Source organism: Paeniglutamicibacter gangotriensis Lz1y (assembly GCF_000348945.1).
Lineage (GTDB): Bacteria > Actinomycetota > Actinomycetes > Actinomycetales > Micrococcaceae > Paeniglutamicibacter > Paeniglutamicibacter gangotriensis.
This window is the reverse complement of sequence record NZ_AOCK01000008.1, coordinates 1-17,173: the sequence shown is the minus strand read 5'-3', so window position 1 is coordinate 17,173 and position 17,173 is coordinate 1. Positions and strand designations below refer to the sequence as shown.

Genomic DNA, 17,173 nt, shown 5'->3' with positions numbered 1-17,173 from the left:
CCGTACCCAGGCTAGGGCTGCGGGTGGAAATGCCGCCGGCAGAGGGCCTGGTAGGACTCGGCACCACCGACAAGTTCCGCCGTCACCGCCCCGGCATCGTCGACGACGCTGGGGACCGAACGCTGGTGAAACACCGCACCGGCGCCGCAACGGGAGCACACCGCGGTGAGCTTGGAGACGTCCTCGGCGAGCGCCATGAGCCCGGGAACAGGATCAAAGGGTTCCCCGTCGAATCTCACGCACAGCCCGGCCAGCAGGACAGTGGTCCCCTCCGCCAGCAGGCGGGAAACGGTGGGGACAAGCTCCGGGCCGAAGAACTGCGCCTCGTCGATCGCCAGCAGGTCCAGTGACCGGTTTCCTGCCACTTCCCAGATGTGCCCCACATCGGTGGCGGTCCGTGACTCGATGCTCAGCCCCGCATGGGTGGAGACGATACCGGCGCCCTTGCGCACATCGAGGGCATGGCTGATCACTTCCATGTGCAGCCCTGCTACCTTGGCGCGACGGACCCTGCGCAGCAGTTCTTCGGATTTCCCGGAAAACATGGGCCCGGCGATCACCTGGAGCCTGCCCTGCTGCTGTCTCATGGTGTGTTCCTCCCGTTGCCACCTCCGACGGTGCCGGTGATGCCCCCAGACTACAACGCAGCGACTTCCGGGCCACCGGGAGCCGGCGAAATCCACGGCGCAGATGCCGCGGCGCGTATGAACACCGCGCCGGGGCCCTCGAAGCCGGCCAACAGCTCACCCTCCTCGTTCACCGCCAGTTCTGGCTCGGTGCCCACGCTCATCAGCACGGTGTCCGATTCCATGGCAGCCAGACCCAGCACACCGAGGTTGGTTTCTGCCACCGGTCCCCGGGCCACGAGACACAGCACCGAGCCGGTCGCATGCTCTCTGAGATACACCAGCAGGTTGCCTTCGGCCTGGATGAAGCGCAACGATCCATCCACCAGCGCACGGTTCTCCGTACGCAGCCGAGCCAACGTGGAATAGAGTCCGCGGAGGTCCGCTCCCCATTTTTCCGGCTCGTCCCAGGGTATCGGGGTGCGCGAATCCTCGCCGTTGAATCCGTGTAAACCGAATTCATCTCCGGCAAAGACCAGGGGGATGCCCGGGAAGCTGAATTGCGCGCACGCTGCGAGCTCTTGTCCGCCCGCGATCATATGGCTCGCCGCCCGGGCGGTGTCGTGGGTATCCAAGGCGTTGGCGTTGGCCAGTCGCACCTCCCAATCAAATCCGGCCGACATTTCGCGGTGTGTGGCCACAAAGTCCTCCGCGTCGATGCGCGCGGGACCTGCCTGCGGCAGCCCGAAGAACCAGGCAAAAGCTTCGGGGTCCGGGTCCCTGGCCAACCATTGCCAGAGCGGCCTGGTGAAGTTGCTATAGCTGAGAACGCCCTGCCAGCCGTCCCCCGGAACATCGTGTGCCGCGTCGGAGGTCGACTCGGCCAGCAGCATGGCCCCCGGCTTCACGTCTTCGATGCGTCGGCGCAGCATCCTGGCAACCTCATGGTTCAGATCATCGCTCCCGCGGCGTCCGGTCATGTTGCCCACGTCGATGCGCCAGCCATCGAGGTTGAAGGGCTCCTTGAGCCAACGCACGGCCACCGAGTCCTGAGCCACAATGAAGCGCTCACGCAGGGCCACGGAATTCCAGTTCAGTTTGGGCAGCGAGGAAACACCCAGCCAGGCCTCGTAGCCGCTGTGGTCCTGATTGAAGTAGTAGTACTGACCGGTGGGCGAGGCGGGGTTTTGGTAGGCGTCAACAAACCAGTGGTGTCCGGCCCCGGTGTGGTTGGCTGTCAGGTCCCCCACCACACGCAGACCGCGGGCGTGGGCGGAAGCAACCAGCGAGATCAGTGCGGCATCCCCGCCCAGGAGCGGGTCCACCTCGTCGAAGGATGAGGCGTCGTAGCGGTGGTTGGAGGCCGCGGGGAACACCGGGGTCAGGTACAGCACCGTGGCACCCAGGGCCGCCAGGTGCCCGAGCCGAGATTCGATCCCGGGCAGGTCTCCGCCGTAGAACTGTCGGCTGGTGTCTTCTCCGGTGCCCTGCACCGCGGTGTCCCAGTCGCAGGACACCATCCAACCGGCTTTTGGCTTGGCTGCTCCCGAATTTTCGAACCTGTCCGGGAACACCTGATACATGATCGATTCCTTGACCCAGTCAGGAGTCCCAGCTCCCGTATGGATCCTGAAGTCGAAGGCATCGGGGACATCGCGTCGGTGCCATCCGGCGGCGTTCAGCCACCGGTGGTGTTCGCTTCCGTGGTGTTCCCGGTACTGCACGTACCAGCGGTAGCGCTGCACCGGGTTCACCAGGAGCAGTGGTGCCTCGAAGTAGGCGTGTGATGCGTCCCCCGGAGTGTGGATCGCGGCCTCGAAGTGCGGTTCTCCGTCGCGCAAGGACCGCAGCCACACCGCCACCGGTGCTCCTGCTCCCACCGGGACGCGCAGCCGCACCCGTAATTCGCCGCCCAGCGCAGGTTCTGTGCCCTCGTGGATGTGGACGGCGGATCCGTCGTGGTGCGGTTGCAGCCATAGGCTCGTATCGATGGTGTGCATGTCGGCGGCGGGCATCTTGCTATTATCCCTTGACCCCGCCGGCGGTCAGGCCGGAGGTGATGTAGCGCTGCAGGAAGAGGAACAGTGCCATGACCGGAATCGCCGCAAGCACGGCGCCGGCGGCGAAAACTCCCCAGTTTTCGCTGCGCTGCTGCGCCACATAGGAATACAACCCTACGGCCAAGGTCTGCGAATCGGGGTCGGTAAGCACCACGGAGGCGATCACAAATTCCGAGGAAATTGAGATGAACACCAGCAGCCCCACCACCGCGAGGATCGGGGTGACCAGCGGCATGATGATCTTGAAGAACACTTGCACGTGGCTGGCCCCGTCAATGCGCGCCGACTCGTCCAAGGAGACCGGAACGGTGTTGAAGAAGCCGTACATCAGGTAGGTATTGACGCCCAGCGCCCCACCGAGGTACACCATGATCAGCCCGAGCTGGGATCCTAGGCCCAGGGCCGGGATGATGTCGCCGATGAAGTTCAGCAGCAAAAATATGGCCACCACGGTGAGCAGCTGCGGGAACATTTGTAGCAGCAACAAGGTCAGCAGTCCCACGCGGCGCCCGGAAAAACGCATCCGGGAGAACGCGTAGGCGGCCAGTGCGCCCAGGAAGACCGTGGCCACGGAGGTGATGGTCCCGATGACCAGGGTGTTGACGAACCAGCGACCGAAGGGGCGTTCCTGGTTGGCGAAGAGTTCTTCGAAGTTGCCCAGGCCAAACTCGGTGAACAGCGTGCTGGCCCCGGCCATGGTGCCGGTGGGGTTCAGTGCCGCGGAGAGCACGTAGAGCAGCGGGAAGATGGAGAAGGCCGTGGCCGCGAGGGCAATCAGGTGACGCCAGCCCTTGGTCTTGAACCATCGGGTGAAGCCCTGCTTGTTGGTCTGTAAAGCGGGTGCGGTTGGGGTCCGGGTGCTCATTAGTTCAGGTCCTCCAGTGCCTTGGTCTTCTTGAAGCTCAACGCCGAGACTGCTGCGACGATGAGGAAGATGATGATGGCCAGAGCGCTGGCCAGGCCGTAGTCGCGTCCGGCGCCGGTACCGAAAGCGATCTTGTAGACCATGGTGATCAGGATGTCCGTGGAACCGATGTCGAACGTTGTCCCGTCAAAGCGCGGCCCTCCCCCGGTGAGCATGTAAATGACGTTGAAGTTGTTGAAGTTAAAGGCAAAGGATGAGATCAGCAGCGGAGCCAGGGAGACCAGCAGCAGCGGCAGTTTGATGGCCGTGAAGATCTTGAACACCCCGGCCCCGTCCATCCGTGCCGCCTCGTCCACCTCTTCGGGCAGGGACTGCAGGGCGCCGGTGCAGACTAAGAACATGTAGGGGTAGCCCAACCACAGGTTCACCACGAGCACCGAGATTTTAGCCAGCACCGGATCGGTGAGCCAGGGGATCGCGGCTCCGCCCAACAAGGCGTTGTTGATGAAGCCGAATTCCGGGTTCAGCAGCCCGGACCACACTAGGCCGGAGAGGAAGGCGGGGAAGGCATAGGGCAGGATCATCAGGATCCGGTAGATCTTCTGTCCCTTCAAGTCCGCCCGGTTGAAGGTGATGGCCAGGAACAGGCCCAGGGCGAAGGTGGTGGCCACCGAGAGGATGGCAAACGTGAACGTCCAGGCGATGACCTTCAGCAGTGGGCCCTGCAGGTTCTGATCGGTGAAGGCGCGGACGAAGTTGTCCAGACCCACGTTCACCTTCCAGCCGGTGTTCAGTGCCGTGCCGTCCTCGGCCACGAAGGAACCCCGGCCACCATCGGAGTACACGACGCCGGTGGTGGTGTCGGTGAAGGTATCTGCCGCGGCATCGAATTTCAGCTTGGGTGTGTAGACGTAGGAGGTGGAGCCGTCCGCGGTCTTCAGCGAACCGTCTTCCGGGTTGTCGCTCAGGGGCACGGTGAGCGTGGTGATGGCCTGCTGGTTGGCCAACAGGGCGGTGAAGTCGAGGGTAGTGTAGCCATCCACCCCGGTGGCGGCACCCGTGGGGCCAGTGGTCGAGGGGGTGACGGTTTCCAACGGGGTTTCGGCACCGCCGAGCCGTGCCTCGCCCTCGGGCGTGGTGACCAGCAGGAAGTAGCTGCCGTTCTTCTCCAGCACGGAGGTGGCGAACTGGGGTGAGTCCGGGACGCGTTCGGAGGCCGAGAGCTGGATCGAGGCGATCGCATCGGATTTGGTGGAGTTGTGCCCGTCGCCGTAGTTGGTGAAGGCGATGTAGGTGGAAAAGATCATCACGAACACCTGGAAGATCATCAGGAAAATGACCCCGGGTGCCAGGTACTTCGCCGGCAGGCCCCCGCGGCGCAGGTAGATCCAGTTGATCACCAGTGTGGTGGCCAGGGAGATGACGAAGATCAGCCATTCTCCGGAGAGGACCAGTTGAAAGAGTACGAAGGCCGCCACGGCATCGGTGATGCCCAGCAGGATGATCTTCGCCAGGATACCGCCCAAGGAATCGGGGCCGTGGCCCTTTTTCCCAGGTCGTTCCCGACCCGGGCGCACGGGTGCCGCGCTGGGCTTTTCTTCGATTTCAACCATGGGGTGCAACATCTTTCATCGTGCTCGTCCCGCCGCGCGGCGGTGCTGATCGGTGCCCACACAGGGGCGGGGGCGCACCGGGTTCGGTGCCAGCCCCCGGGCCCCGCATGGGACCAGTTTGTTGGCCGGAGAGCTACTAGTTGTCGGCGATCTTCTTTTCGATGTTGCTTGCCATCTTGCTCCAGGCTGCCGCCGGGTCCGCTTCCTTGCCCTTGATCAGGTTCAGCTCGGTGCCTCCCCAGTCGGCCCAGACCGCGTCCATGGCCGGAACTGCCGGCATGGGCACGCCGTTGGCGCCGATTTCGCCGTAGGCCTTGACCACCGGGTCGCTGGCGGCCTTATCGAATGAGGCGGTCAGTGCCGGCGGTCGTCCGCCGACCTTGAACAGTTCGTCCTGTGCTTCTTCCAGCGAGAGGTAGTTGACGACGAATTCGTTGGCGGCCAGGGCGTTGGTGGACTTAGCCGAAACGAAGAACCCGTTAACACCGATGAAGGGCTGAGCGGGCTTGTCGCCGGTGGTGGGCAGCGGATCAATAGCGAATTTGATGCCCTTGGCCGCGATGTCCGGGACATTCCACGGGCCGGAGAGGAAGTACGGGGATTCCCCGGCCAGGAACTTCTCCTTGGCGATGTCACCGGTGATGTTGGAGTTCAGTACCTTTTCACCCTTGTCACCCAGGTCGTTGAGCAGCTGCGCGAATTCCTTGCCACCTGCGGTGTCGAGGGCCAGCTTGGTGGAGTCGTAGCTTCCGTCGTCGTTCTGCTCAAAGACTTGCGAACCCAGCGAAGTCTGCAGCGGGTAGAGGTGGTACGGGTCCGCTTGCTTGGGATCCAGGCCCACTAGGAACGGGAACTTGGCGTCGCCTGCGGAGACAGCCTTCTTGCCCTCGGCGATGACCTCGTCCAGCGTGGTCTTGGCCTCGGGTGCGAGCTCGGTGTTGCGGATCAGTGCGACGTTTTCGATGGAGTACGGCACACCGTAGGTCTGGCCGTCGTAGGTCATGGCCTTGATGGAGCTCTCGGTGAATGATGCGGCCTTGTCACCGAGCTGTACCGGGGCGACCACACCGTTTTGTACCAGCTTGCCTAGCCAGTCATGCGGGCCGACCAGGATGTCGGGGCCCTTTCCGGTGGGAGCCTGGGTGATGAAGTCATCGCGTACCGCGGCGAAGTCCTTCACAACGAGCTTGACGTCGATACCCTTCTCGGTTTTGAACTTGGCGGCGATGGACTTCAGGGCCGGGGCTCGCTCTGCATCAACCCACATGGTCAGGTTGGTTCCGGTGGCCGGGACGCTGGCGGCGGCGCTGGTGGATGCTGCGGCGCTCGTGCCGGCGGCTGGCGCACTCGTTCCCCCGCACGCGGTCAGTGCCAGAGCCGAGAGCGCCCCAACGGCGCCCAGGGTGAAGCTTCGGCGCGTGAAGCGTGCACCGGCTGTGTTCTTACCCGTCATGATGGTTCCTCTTTCGAGTGTTGTGCGCCTGGTGGAGCCTTCGGCGCTGGAGTCGTAGAATCGAGTGTAAACGCTTCCACTATTGTCGTCCAGATCACAATAACCCAAGTTCCCTCGGAAATGCATCACCTTCGCACAATTTTCCCCACCCTCGGTGCAGATCAAGGGTTCTGGCGGCGAAAATAAAAGCGTTTCACGCTAGACCCGACACCTCGCCGCAAAAACACTTTGTGGAAACGCTTCCCGTTTTTGATCTTTCATCGTTATGATGGAGCGCATGTCACAGACCGAACAGCGCACCGCGATTCCCCAGCACAACATCGAGGCTCGCTTCGAGGAACCCACCCATGGCCCCTCGACAAGCTCCGAGTGGTGGCGCCGCTCGGTCATCTACCAGATCTACCCGCGATCCTTCCGCGACACCACGGGAAACGGCATCGGGGATCTTCCCGGGATCACCGCCGAGTTGCACCACATCGCCGCGCTTGGTGTCGATGCCATCTGGCTTTCCCCATTCTTTGCCTCCCCGCAAAAAGACGCCGGCTACGACGTCTCGGACTACCGCGCGGTCGATCCGATCTTCGGGACCTTAGAGGACTTCGATGCGCTGATAGCCGAGGCAAACCGGCTGGGCGTCAAGATCCTGGTGGATCTGGTCCCCAATCACTGCTCCAACGAACATGCGCTCTTCGTCGAGGCGCTGGCCTCCCCCAAGGGATCCTCCGCGCGGGAGCATTTCATCTTCCGCGACGGGCGCGGGGTCGACTGCCAGTTGCCTCCCAACAACTGGCAGTCCCACTTTGGCGGCCCAGCCTGGACACGCATCACCGAGCCGGACGGCACACCCGGCCAGTACTACCTGCACCTTTTTGACTCCGCGCAGCCGGATTTCAATTGGGACAACCCAGCTGTCGGTGACGAATTCGAATCCGTCCTGCGCTTCTGGCTGGACCGCGGTGCCGGAGGTTTCCGCGTCGATGTGGCCCACGCACTGATCAAGGCCTCGGGGCTACCGGACTGGGACGGCCGGGCCGACGGTGCCGACTCCCCCGGCTACCCCTTCGCAGATGCCCCGATGTTCGGCCAGCCGGCCGTCCATGAGGTCTACCGCCGCTGGCGGTCGATCTGTGAGGAGTACGAGGGCGAACGCGTCTTGTGCGCCGAGGCCAACGTGCACCCGATCGAGTCCATGGCCGACTGGGTGCGTCCGGATGAAATGCACCAGTCCTTCAACTTTCCGTTCCTGCACACCGGCTGGGACCACGCGGCACTCAAGGCCATCATTACCCGCTCACTGAAAGCCTTCGGCGCCGTGAACGCCCCGAGCACCTGGGTACTGTCCAACCACGACGTGCCCCGCCACGCCACCAGACTCGGTGCCACAGCACCCTCCCCGCGCCCCGGCGACGGGCTGGGGCCCCAAGACGAACAACCAGACATCGTCCTGGGACTGGCGCGCGCCCGTGCCGCAACACTGTTCATGCTGGGCCTGCCGGGCGGCGCCTACCTCTACCAGGGCGAGGAACTCGGACTCGGGGACAACACCATGCTTCCCAACGAACACCGCCAGGATCCCTCTTACGCACGCACCAACGGCGAGCGCCTGGGTCGCGACGGTTGCAGGGTCCCGTTGCCCTGGGACGATTCAAGCTCTTCGCTCGGGTTCAGCGACTCCGCTGCCAGCTGGCTGCCGCAGCCCGCCGAATGGGCCAAGCTCACCCGTCAGGCCCAGGAAACGGACCCCGACTCCACGCTGAATTTCTACCGGAACGCCCTGGCACTGCGCTCTTCGAGCCAACTGGGGCTGGGCAACCTAAACTGGCTTGAGGACACTACCAACGGACAGCTGCTCGGATTCGAGAACACCGGGGTGATGGTGGCGCTGAATCTGGGGGTCGAACCCGTGGCGCTTCCCGCCGGGGAGGTACTGTTGGCCAGTTCGTCCGAGGCGCTCTCCCCTGCCGGACCCGAAGGATCGGCGGTGTTGCTGAACCCGAACGCTGCGGTATGGCTGCGCCGGGCCAGCAGCTAGAAGCAGGCGCCGGGGGACGGCACCTATACGCACTACACGACCACCAAGGAGCCCGGAGAACATGGCAAGCATCAAGGACGTCGCCCTGCGCGCCGGGGTCTCCGTTGCTACGGTGTCCCGGGCCCTGTCCGGGAACGGCAAGGTCTCCGTGGCCTCACGCCAGGCGGTGCAGCAGGCAGCCAAGGAACTGGGCTACGTCCTGTCCTACAATGCTTCCTCGCTGGCCTCGGGCCGCAGCCGGAACATCGGCATCGTGATGCCCACGGTCTCGCGCTGGTATTACGCCAACGTCCTACAGGGCGCGACCCAGGAACTCAACGAACGCGGTTACGACCTGACCTTGTATAACACCAGCGGCGAGCAGCGGCACCGTGATGCGGTGTTCCAGGACCTGCTCATGCGCCAGCGCCTGGACGCGGTCATCACCGTCACGCTCAAGTTGACCGCCCCGGAGCTTCACCAGCTGCGCGCAGTGAAAAAACCACTGGTGGCCTTAGGCGGGCTGCTGCCCGAGGTGGACACCATCCGCGTTGACGATTTCAACATCGCATCGTTGGCCACCGAGCACCTGATCTCACTGGGGCATACACGGCTCGCCTTCCTGGGTGGGGCAGATGTGTTCAACGTGGATTTCAATTTGCCCGCCGCTCGGCTTGACGGCTTCGAATATGCCCTGGACCAAGCGGATTTGGCAGTGAATCCGCAATGGCTACTGGATTCCGACTTCACCATGGCCGGGGCCTACCAAAAGGTTCGCAGCCTGCTCTCGAACCCGCGGGGACGGCCCACCGCGTTGCTTTGCGCCTCGGATGAGATGGCTTTTGGTGCGATTATGGCGGCCCGCGATTTGGGTTTGTCGTTGCCCGGGGATTTCTCGGTGATCGGCATCGACGGGCACGAACTTGGCGAGCTCTTCGGATTGACCACCCTGGCCCAATTCCCCGCGGCACAGGGCGAGGCAGCTGTCGCGCGCATCATGGATCTGCTCGGCGAGGGCGGGGCGGATGCTGCTTCCGGCACCCCACCGGCCGATGATTTCTTCCCCACCGAGTTCGTGCTGCGCACCTCCACCGCACCGCCCGCCACCACGTAACCGGTGGGCCGGCATGAGTCGCGGCGCACCTCAGTAGATAGGCTTGAAATCATGTCGCTCCCCACGCCCGCGTCCAACGCCTCGCCCTACGCCCTGCAACCGCTGCTGCACGCACCCTCACCGGATGAGGCGTGGTGGCGTCGCGCGGTGATTTACCAGATCTACCCGCGCTCCTTCAAGGATTCCACCGGCTCCGGCATGGGCGACCTGGCCGGCATCACCGCCGAGCTTCCCCAGATCGCCACCCTGGGTGTTGATGCCATCTGGCTCTCCCCGTTCTTCCCCTCCCCGCAAAAGGACGCTGGCTACGACGTATCCGATTACCGGGGCGTTGATGCGCTCTTTGGCACCATGGACGATGCCCAGATACTCATCAACACCGCCAAGTCATTCGGCATCCGCATCATCATCGACATCGTCCCCAACCACTGCTCCAACGAACACGCGCTGTTCACTGCGGCCTTGGCCGCGGCGCCGGGCTCGGCCGAACGGGAGATGTTCCACTTTGCCGATGGGCTAGGCGAGGGCGGAAACACCCCGCCAAATAACTGGTCCTCGCTGTTCGGTGGCTCGGGCTGGACCCGCGTGCAGAACCCCGACGGCACACCCGGGCAGTACTACTTCCACCTTTTTGACACCACTCAGCCCGATTTCAACTGGCGCAACCCCGCGGTGCAGGAAGAATTCGAAAAGACCCTGCGCTTCTGGCTGGATGCCGGGGCCGGAGGATTCCGAATCGACGTCGCCCATGCGATGTTCAAGAAGGAAGGCCTGCCCGACTGGGGCGGGGCACCGGACGGCACTCCGCGACCAGGCTTCCCCTTCGCCGATGCCCCCATGTTCGCCCAGCCCGAACTGCACCAGGTGTTCGCCCGCTGGCGGGAGATCTGCGATGTCTACCCCGGCGAGCCCGTGCTCTGCTCCGAGGCCAATGTGCGCCCGCTGACCCGGCTGGCCGATTGGGTGGCCCCGGGCCAGATGCACCAGTCCTTCAACTTCGATTTCCTGCGCACGCTCTGGGACCGCGACGCGCTGGCCTCGGTCATCGGCGACTCGTTGAGCGCCTTCGACACCGTCGGTGCGCCGACCACCTGGGTGTTGTCCAACCACGATGTCTCCCGCCATGCCACCCGCTTCGGCCTGGACGGGGTCGCCCTGGACCTGGGTGACGGGATCGGGCCACGCGACCCACAGCCTGACACGGTGCGGGGCCTGGCACGTGCGCGTGCCGCCACGGTGTTCATGCTCGGGCTGCCCGGTGGCGCTTACCTCTATCAGGGCGAGGAGCTGGGTCTGGGTGACCACACGACGCTGGAGGACGGCTTCCGCCAGGACCCCACGTTCCTGCGCAGCAACGGGGAACGCATCGGCCGCGACGGCTGCCGGGTGCCGATCCCCTGGGTGCATGATGCACCGGCCTATGGCTTCTCCCCCACCGGGGAGAGCTGGCTACCCCAGCCCGAAGACTTCGCCGAGCTCTCCCGCGACCTACAGAAGGCGGACCCTGCCTCCACGTTGAACCTGTACCGCAAGGCCCTGGCGCTGCGCAGCGAATTGGGTCTGGGCTTGGGCTCGCTGGCTTTCTATGAGAACCCTGAACTGCCCGAGGTGCTGGCGATCCGCAATGGGGACACCATCAGCGTGCTGAACCTCTCCGACGCCCCGGTCGTCTTGCCGGCAGGCGAGCCACTGCTCTTCTCGGATGCCGACGGCGAGCCGCTGGCCGCCGAGGGCCTACTGGGGGCCAACGCGGCGGCGTGGCTGCGCGCCACCGACTGACCCCCTGGTTTCTAGGCCCGTTTGGCGGCCCGTCCCTCGCGGGAGAGCAGCCAGATCAGGTAGATGCCGCCGATACTGACCGTCACCACGCCCACCGGAAGCTGCACGGGGGCAAAGACGCGTTGGGCCACCAGATCGCTGGCTACCAGCAGCAGTGCGCCCATGCAGGCGGCGGGGGCCAGACGCATGCCCGCCGCCCGGTTCAGCCGTTTGGCCAGTTGCGGGGCCACCAACGCCACGAAGGCGATGGGTCCGGCGACCGCCGTAGCGGCGGAGGTCAGCAGCACCGCCAGCACGATCAAGACCAACCGCGCCGGTTCCACCCGCACGCCCAACGCCGTGGCCGTGTCATCACCGAGCTCCAGCATGCCCAAGTTCCTGCCTCCGGCCAGGGTGAGGCCCAGGACCGGCACAATGGCGATCAACGCGGGAATGAGCACCGGCCAGCCGACCCCGTTGAGCGTGCCTGCGCCCCAGACCGCTGCTGCCATCGCCACCTCGATCTCGGCGCGCAGCACCAGCCATTGGTTCAGCGCGGCAAGCATGGCCGAGACCCCGATGCCCACCAGAATCAGCCTGAAGCCGTGCGAACCGCGCCGCCAGGCCAGGAAGTACACGGTCAGGGCCGTGGCCAGCCCTCCGGCCAGAGCACCCAACGAGGTGGCCAGGAAGCTTCCTCCCACCAAGGTCAGGGCCAACAGCGCACCGGTGTAGGCCCCGGTGGAAAAACCGATGATGTCCGGTGAGCCCAGCGGGTTGCGGGTCAGCGACTGGAAAACCGCACCCGCCACGCCGAGTGCGGCACCGAAGGCCAGGGCCGCGACCGCGCGCGGGGCACGCCATTGGAACACGATGGTGCCCTCAAGTCCCTCCCCGCCGCCGAGGATCACGTTGATGACCTTCCCCAGACCCATCGGGTAGTCGCCGCTGCCGACCACCAGCAGTGCGAACAGCACGGCCAGCGCTGAGAGGACCAGGCAGAGCGCCGTCTCGCGGCCCAGTCGCCGGGCCCTCCCGGGCACCGTGACCGCGGCGCCCGGTGCCTCGGCGCTCATACGGCCACCGGCTTCTTACGGCGCGCCAGCACGATCAGCACCGGTGCGCCGATAAATGCACAGACCACCCCGGCCTCGAGCTCGCCGGGAATGATGACCCGTCCCAGCACATCGGCCAGCAGCAGGATCACCGGGGCCAGCACCGCGGTGTAGGCAAGCATCCAGCGTGCGTCGGGGCCGGAGAAGCGTCGGGCCAGGTGCGGTGCCATCAAACCCAGGAAGCTGATCGCCCCCACCGCGGCGGTTGCGGCTCCTGCCAGCACCGTGACGGCCAGCAGGATCAGCACGCGGGCCCTGCCCACCTTGTATCCCAAGGCCAGGGCGGTGTCGTCTCCCAGGGCTAGGGCGTTCAGCGACCGGCCGGTGAAGGCCGCCAGCACGAAGCCCACCAGCACCGCGGCGGCCAACGGGACCAAGACCTCTCCCGATCGGCCTTCCAAGGAACCAATGGTCCAGGCGCGCAACTGGTCAAAGGCCGAGGGATGCACCAGGGCCAGTGCCGTGCCGATACCCGAGAGCACCGCGCCCAGGGCAACACCGGCCAGCACCAGCCGCACCGGGTCGCTGGACCGGGCCCCTGCCATCCCGACCAGGTAGACGGCACCGGTGGCGAGCACCGCGCCGCCGAAGGCGAACCAAACGTAGGAGTTGAAACCGTTGATCCCGAAGGTGCCCACGGCGATCACGATCGCCAGCGAGGCACCGGCGTTCACGCCCAGGATCCCGGGTTCGGCCAGTGCGTTGCGGGTCATGGATTGGACCAGAGCCCCTGCGATGCCCAGCGCGCTTCCGGCCAGGACACCCAGGATGGCCCGCGGGAGGCGCGAATCGCGGATGATTGCGTGGTCGGCAGAATCGTTGGGCTGCAGTAGCGCGTCGATCACCACCGAGAGTTCAATATGTTTGGATCCCACGGCCAGTGAGAAGAGCGCCAGCAGCCCGAGCAACAATCCGAAACAGAGTAATAGTGCTAGCCGGCGGACCGGTTTGCCCGGATTCTTCGCCGACGCCGTAGAGCCCGTGGCCGGCGGCATGCCCGCATGCGCGTTCATTGCGCCGCTGGCTTGGCTGTTTTCCGGGTTCGCCGCAACAGGAGTGGGACTGGCCACGATTCATCTCCTTTGCTTCGAACCGTTCAACACTACCGCGTCCTCTCTCCCTAGGCTGCAACATCACTTAGGCGTGGGCAACATCAATACGATACATTTACGTCGTGAAATCCTTTTCTTCGAGCCGCAGGCCCCGCTTTGGCGCCGCCCAGGCGGTAGCCGCACTATTCATGATCGCCCTGACCGCGGGATGTGCAGCCGGCGGCACGACCGATTCGGCGCCAGGGAACTCCGACGTGGCAGTGGGCGGCGAACGCTTCTCCACCGCGGACGAGGCCACCGCCAAGTTCGGTGCCAATGTCGCCCCGGGCGTCTTCCCACGCACCTTGGAACACGCCAACGGCGAGACCGAGATCGAGAAGAAGCCCGAACGCGTCGTGGTGCTGGACACCGGCGAACTCGACGCAGTGCTGTCTCTGGGCATCACTCCGGTCGGGATCCCCTCCACCGAGGGCGCCAACTCAATCCCCAGCTACCTGGCCGACGACGTCAAGGACGCACAGACCGTGGGCACCATCCAGGAACTGAACCTGGAGGCCGTTGCCGCGCTGAAACCGGATCTGATCATCGGCTCACAGCTGCGTGCCGACAAGCTCTACCCGCAGCTGTCGCAGATCGCCCCGACGGTCTTCTCCATCCGCCCGGGTTACCCGTGGAAGGAAAACTTCCGTCTGGCCGCAGCAGCGTTGGGCGAGGAAACCAAGGCCGTCGAGGTCCTGAACGCCTATCAGGACAAGGCCACAGCATTGGGCAACGATGTGACCGGCGATCCGAAGATCTCACTGTTGCGTTTCATGCCGGAGAAGATCCGCCTCTACGGCAACGCCTCGCTGATCGGGGTGATCCTCAATGATGCAGGATTCTCCCGGCCCGCCAACCAGGACATCGATGACCTGGCCAAAGAAATCTCCGGGGAGAATCTGGCCGAGGCAGACTCGGACTGGATTTTCTACACCTCCTACGGCACCCCGGAAGCCACCGGCGAAAAGGATGCGCTCGAGGGCCCGATCTGGGACAGGCTCGAGGCAGTCAAGGCCGGAAACGTGCAACGCGTGAACGACGACGTCTGGTTCCTGGGCCTCGGCCCGACGGGCGCCTCAATCGTCCTGGACGAACTGCGAGGCTACCTGGTCAAGTAACCGGCCCGTCTATTGATTCCTGCTTCGTGTGGGGCCCGGCGCAAGCAGGGCCCCACACGCGCTTAACCGGTTGGGGCCTCAGCCAATGGGCTCGGCCATCTGCCGCACGGCGTAGGCAACCTCAATGCTCTGGCCGGTGACTCGAAGCACCGCAGCATTCATGAGTCCCTGCAGACGCGAACCGGCAAGCGCAACATCGAAGAGGGGCCTTAAAAGGGACGAACCCCGCATGAAACCGAAGTTTCTTGCGGGGTTTACATTGGTCGGGATAACAGGATTTGAACCTGCGACCTCGTCGTCCCGAACGACGCGCGCTACCAAGCTGCGCCATATCCCGGTGTTGTACCAACGAATAAAAAGTTTACCGACTTTTCACCCCAGCACCTAATCGGGGTCCACTTCTCTACATCACAGGATGGCTTTTCCGGGGTTCAGGATGCCTTCCGGATCGAAGACAGCCTTGATCTTGCGCTGCAATTCCAGCACCTCGGCCGACTGCTCCCAGGCCAGCCACTCACGTTTCACGGTGCCCACACCGTGTTCGCCGGTGATGGTCCCACCCACGTCCAGCGCGGCGCGGATGGACTCGTCCAGCGCAGCGTCGAGCCGGGCCACGCCTTCGGAGCCGTCGTCAGGATCGACCCAGAAGGTGGGGTGCAGATTTCCGTCCCCGGCATGGGCAACAATGCGCACCATGACGTGGTTGCGAGCAGCGATCATATCCAGCGTTCCCATGTACTCGACCATGGCCGAGCGAGGCACTGCAATATCCTCTCCGACCCGGTATTTGTCATCTTGTCCGTCTCCGCGGCTGGCCCGACGCATCTCGATCAACCGCACAGCCTCCTCGTCCTCCGCGCCGCTCAGCTGCGCTCCGAGGTTCTCCAAGGCCGAGCGGACGATGCCCGCCTCGATCTCAGCGCCATGCCCGTCGGTGCGTACCAACAGCAGTGCGCCGCCGCGGGCACTGAGATCCGAGCCGTAGGTCGCATCCAGCACACGCATGGTCCCGATATCAAGCAGCTCCAGGATTGCCGGCTGCACCCGCACGCCGGCGATGGCCATCACCCCTGCCGCTGCCTGGACGACATCGGTGAACACCGCGGCGATGGAACACGTCTTGGCGCTGAGGTAGCGCAGCCGCACGGTAGCCGAGACAACTACCCCAAGAGTTCCCTCCGAACCCACCAGCAACGAAGTCAGGTCGTAGCCCGCAACGCCTTTGAAGGTGTTGCGCCCGGTCGAAATCAGTGTGCCATCCGCCAAGACGACGTCCAGGCCGAGGACGGAATCGGTGGTGACTCCGTACTTGGCGCAACGTAGTCCACCGGCGTTGGTGGCCACATTCCCACCAATGGTGGATACCTTGTAGCTGGCAGGGTCGGGCGCGTACATCAGTCCGTGCTTGGCGACGGCATGGTTCAACTCGGCATTGATGACGCCGGGCTGGACCACTGCGACTTCGTCCTCCGCACGGATCTCCAAGATCCGGTTCATACGCTCGAGCGAGAGCACGATGCAACGAGGCACTGCATGCGCGCCCCCTGAGACGCCTGTGCCGGCCCCACGAGGCACAACGCTCACACCTGCCGCCGAGGCCAGACGCAAGGTCGCCTGGACGTCCTCCACGCGTTCTGCAAAGACCACGGCCAAGGGCAGCTGGTGGTCAACGATCTTCCCGAAGTCGTGGCTATTAGAGAGCAGCACCTTGGGGTCAATGGACACCGCCTCTTCACCAACATGTTGGACAAGGTCGTCGATCAAGGCCGCATCAGCGGTTTGGAGGTTCATGCCACCCTTTCGAAGCATTGCGGATATAGCGGTGCCGCACGACGCGGCGACGGATCTGTGTGGATTAGAGGGACCGGTGGCCGGCTCCCATGAAGCGGGCATAGTATTCGAGGATTTCCGGCCAGTCAGAATAGAGCTCGTATTGCTCTTGGCCGAGCTCGCCGGCTGCCCAGCCGTCGTGGGTGAGCACTACTTCCGTGCCGCTTCCCTGCTCGTGGAATTCGAGGCTCACATGTGTGGGCGGTGCAGTTTCCATGCCGAGTGTGAAGTCCAAGATGATCGTCTCCGGCGCATCGAGGTGGACAACCTTGCCCCAAAGATGCAGATCTCCGTCCTCCGATTCCTCGATCAGGCTCCCACGATCAAAGGTGAGATGGCTGCCGGGACCGAAGTGCGAGAATTTGTTCACCGGCCACCAAAGGTGAATGTATTCAGAGAAGCCTTCGAAAGCTTGGTCTGCAGCTAACGGGACGTTCACCACATGCCGATGTTCTGGCAGGCGGTAACCCTCTTGAGGGCTGGGATCGTGGGCTGATGCCGCGTGTGAAAAAAGTCCGTCCATCCCCCAACCCTAACGGCTTAGGGTATGAACGACGCTCCGAGTCAAACTCCTGGGCC

General features: G+C 64.3%; 14 protein-coding genes and 1 tRNA gene. 4 read left to right on the top strand and 11 right to left on the bottom strand.

The window, feature by feature from the left end:
- Positions 1 to 11: 11 nt before the first annotated feature.
- From ADIAG_RS13135 to ADIAG_RS13115, 5 genes are all read right to left on the bottom strand, one after another.
- On the bottom strand, positions 12 to 587 hold the full coding sequence (locus ADIAG_RS13135; RefSeq protein ID WP_007271870.1) for a thymidine kinase: 576 nt from the start codon (positions 585 to 587) through the stop codon (positions 12 to 14).
- A 50-nt stretch (positions 588 to 637) separates the two neighbouring features.
- Entirely contained in the window at positions 638 to 2,581 is a 1,944-nt protein-coding gene (locus tag ADIAG_RS13130) for a glycoside hydrolase family 13 protein (protein WP_007271869.1), read from the bottom strand.
- 7 nt (positions 2,582 to 2,588) lie between these two features.
- On the bottom strand, positions 2,589 to 3,491 hold the full coding sequence (locus ADIAG_RS13125; RefSeq protein ID WP_007271868.1) for a sugar ABC transporter permease: 903 nt from the start codon (positions 3,489 to 3,491) through the stop codon (positions 2,589 to 2,591).
- Complete coding sequence (locus ADIAG_RS13120; protein WP_152426167.1) at positions 3,491 to 5,104, bottom strand: ABC transporter permease subunit; 1,614 nt, start codon at positions 5,102 to 5,104, stop codon at positions 3,491 to 3,493. The genes ADIAG_RS13125 and ADIAG_RS13120 overlap by 1 nt, the downstream gene beginning before the upstream one ends.
- A gap of 136 nt (positions 5,105 to 5,240) precedes the next feature.
- Complete coding sequence (locus ADIAG_RS13115) at positions 5,241 to 6,557, bottom strand: sugar ABC transporter substrate-binding protein (protein WP_007271866.1); 1,317 nt, start codon at positions 6,555 to 6,557, stop codon at positions 5,241 to 5,243.
- Positions 6,558 to 6,834: 277 nt separating this feature from the next.
- On the opposite strand from ADIAG_RS13115, the gene ADIAG_RS13110 reads away from it, so the two are divergent.
- From ADIAG_RS13110 to ADIAG_RS13100, 3 genes are all read left to right on the top strand, one after another.
- On the top strand, positions 6,835 to 8,589 hold the full coding sequence (locus ADIAG_RS13110) for a glycoside hydrolase family 13 protein (protein WP_007271865.1): 1,755 nt from the start codon (positions 6,835 to 6,837) through the stop codon (positions 8,587 to 8,589).
- A gap of 61 nt (positions 8,590 to 8,650) precedes the next feature.
- Positions 8,651 to 9,682 (top strand): LacI family DNA-binding transcriptional regulator, encoded by a 1,032-nt coding sequence (locus ADIAG_RS13105; RefSeq protein ID WP_007271864.1) that lies wholly within the window; start codon positions 8,651 to 8,653, stop codon positions 9,680 to 9,682.
- 51 nt (positions 9,683 to 9,733) lie between these two features.
- Positions 9,734 to 11,461, top strand: coding sequence for a glycoside hydrolase family 13 protein (locus tag ADIAG_RS13100; RefSeq protein ID WP_007271863.1), 1,728 nt, complete (start codon positions 9,734 to 9,736; stop codon positions 11,459 to 11,461).
- 11 nt (positions 11,462 to 11,472) lie between these two features.
- On the opposite strand, the gene ADIAG_RS13095 is transcribed toward ADIAG_RS13100, so the two are convergent.
- Together ADIAG_RS13095 and ADIAG_RS13090 are read right to left on the bottom strand one after the other, a co-directional pair.
- Positions 11,473 to 12,516: a FecCD family ABC transporter permease gene (locus ADIAG_RS13095; protein WP_007271862.1), complete on the bottom strand. Its 1,044-nt coding sequence runs from the start codon at positions 12,514 to 12,516 to the stop codon at positions 11,473 to 11,475.
- A complete protein-coding gene (locus ADIAG_RS13090) occupies positions 12,513 to 13,625 on the bottom strand; it encodes an iron chelate uptake ABC transporter family permease subunit (RefSeq protein WP_007271861.1) in 1,113 nt (370 codons plus the stop codon). The genes ADIAG_RS13095 and ADIAG_RS13090 overlap by 4 nt, the downstream gene beginning before the upstream one ends.
- 104 nt (positions 13,626 to 13,729) lie before the next feature.
- Here ADIAG_RS13090 and ADIAG_RS13085 point away from each other — a divergent pair, with 104 nt between their 5' ends.
- Positions 13,730 to 14,764 carry an ABC transporter substrate-binding protein gene (locus tag ADIAG_RS13085; RefSeq protein ID WP_456092176.1) on the top strand — a complete coding sequence of 345 codons (1,035 nt, stop codon included), beginning with the start codon at positions 13,730 to 13,732 and terminating at the stop codon, positions 14,762 to 14,764.
- 78 nt (positions 14,765 to 14,842) lie between these two features.
- Here ADIAG_RS13085 and ADIAG_RS21635 read toward each other — a convergent pair whose 3' ends face one another.
- The 4 genes from ADIAG_RS21635 to ADIAG_RS13070 form a co-directional block, all read right to left on the bottom strand.
- The gene (locus ADIAG_RS21635) at positions 14,843 to 14,995 is read right to left on the bottom strand and encodes a hypothetical protein (RefSeq protein WP_161623960.1); all 153 of its coding nucleotides are present in this window, start codon (positions 14,993 to 14,995) and stop codon (positions 14,843 to 14,845) included.
- Positions 14,996 to 15,024: 29 nt separating this feature from the next.
- A tRNA-Pro gene (locus tag ADIAG_RS13080) sits at positions 15,025 to 15,101 on the bottom strand.
- Between the two features lie 71 nt (positions 15,102 to 15,172).
- Entirely contained in the window at positions 15,173 to 16,555 is a 1,383-nt protein-coding gene (locus tag ADIAG_RS13075; protein ID WP_007271859.1) for an FAD-binding oxidoreductase, read from the bottom strand.
- A gap of 64 nt (positions 16,556 to 16,619) precedes the next feature.
- A complete protein-coding gene (locus tag ADIAG_RS13070; protein ID WP_007271858.1) occupies positions 16,620 to 17,117 on the bottom strand; it encodes an SRPBCC domain-containing protein in 498 nt (165 codons plus the stop codon).
- Positions 17,118 to 17,173: the final 56 nt, after the last annotated feature.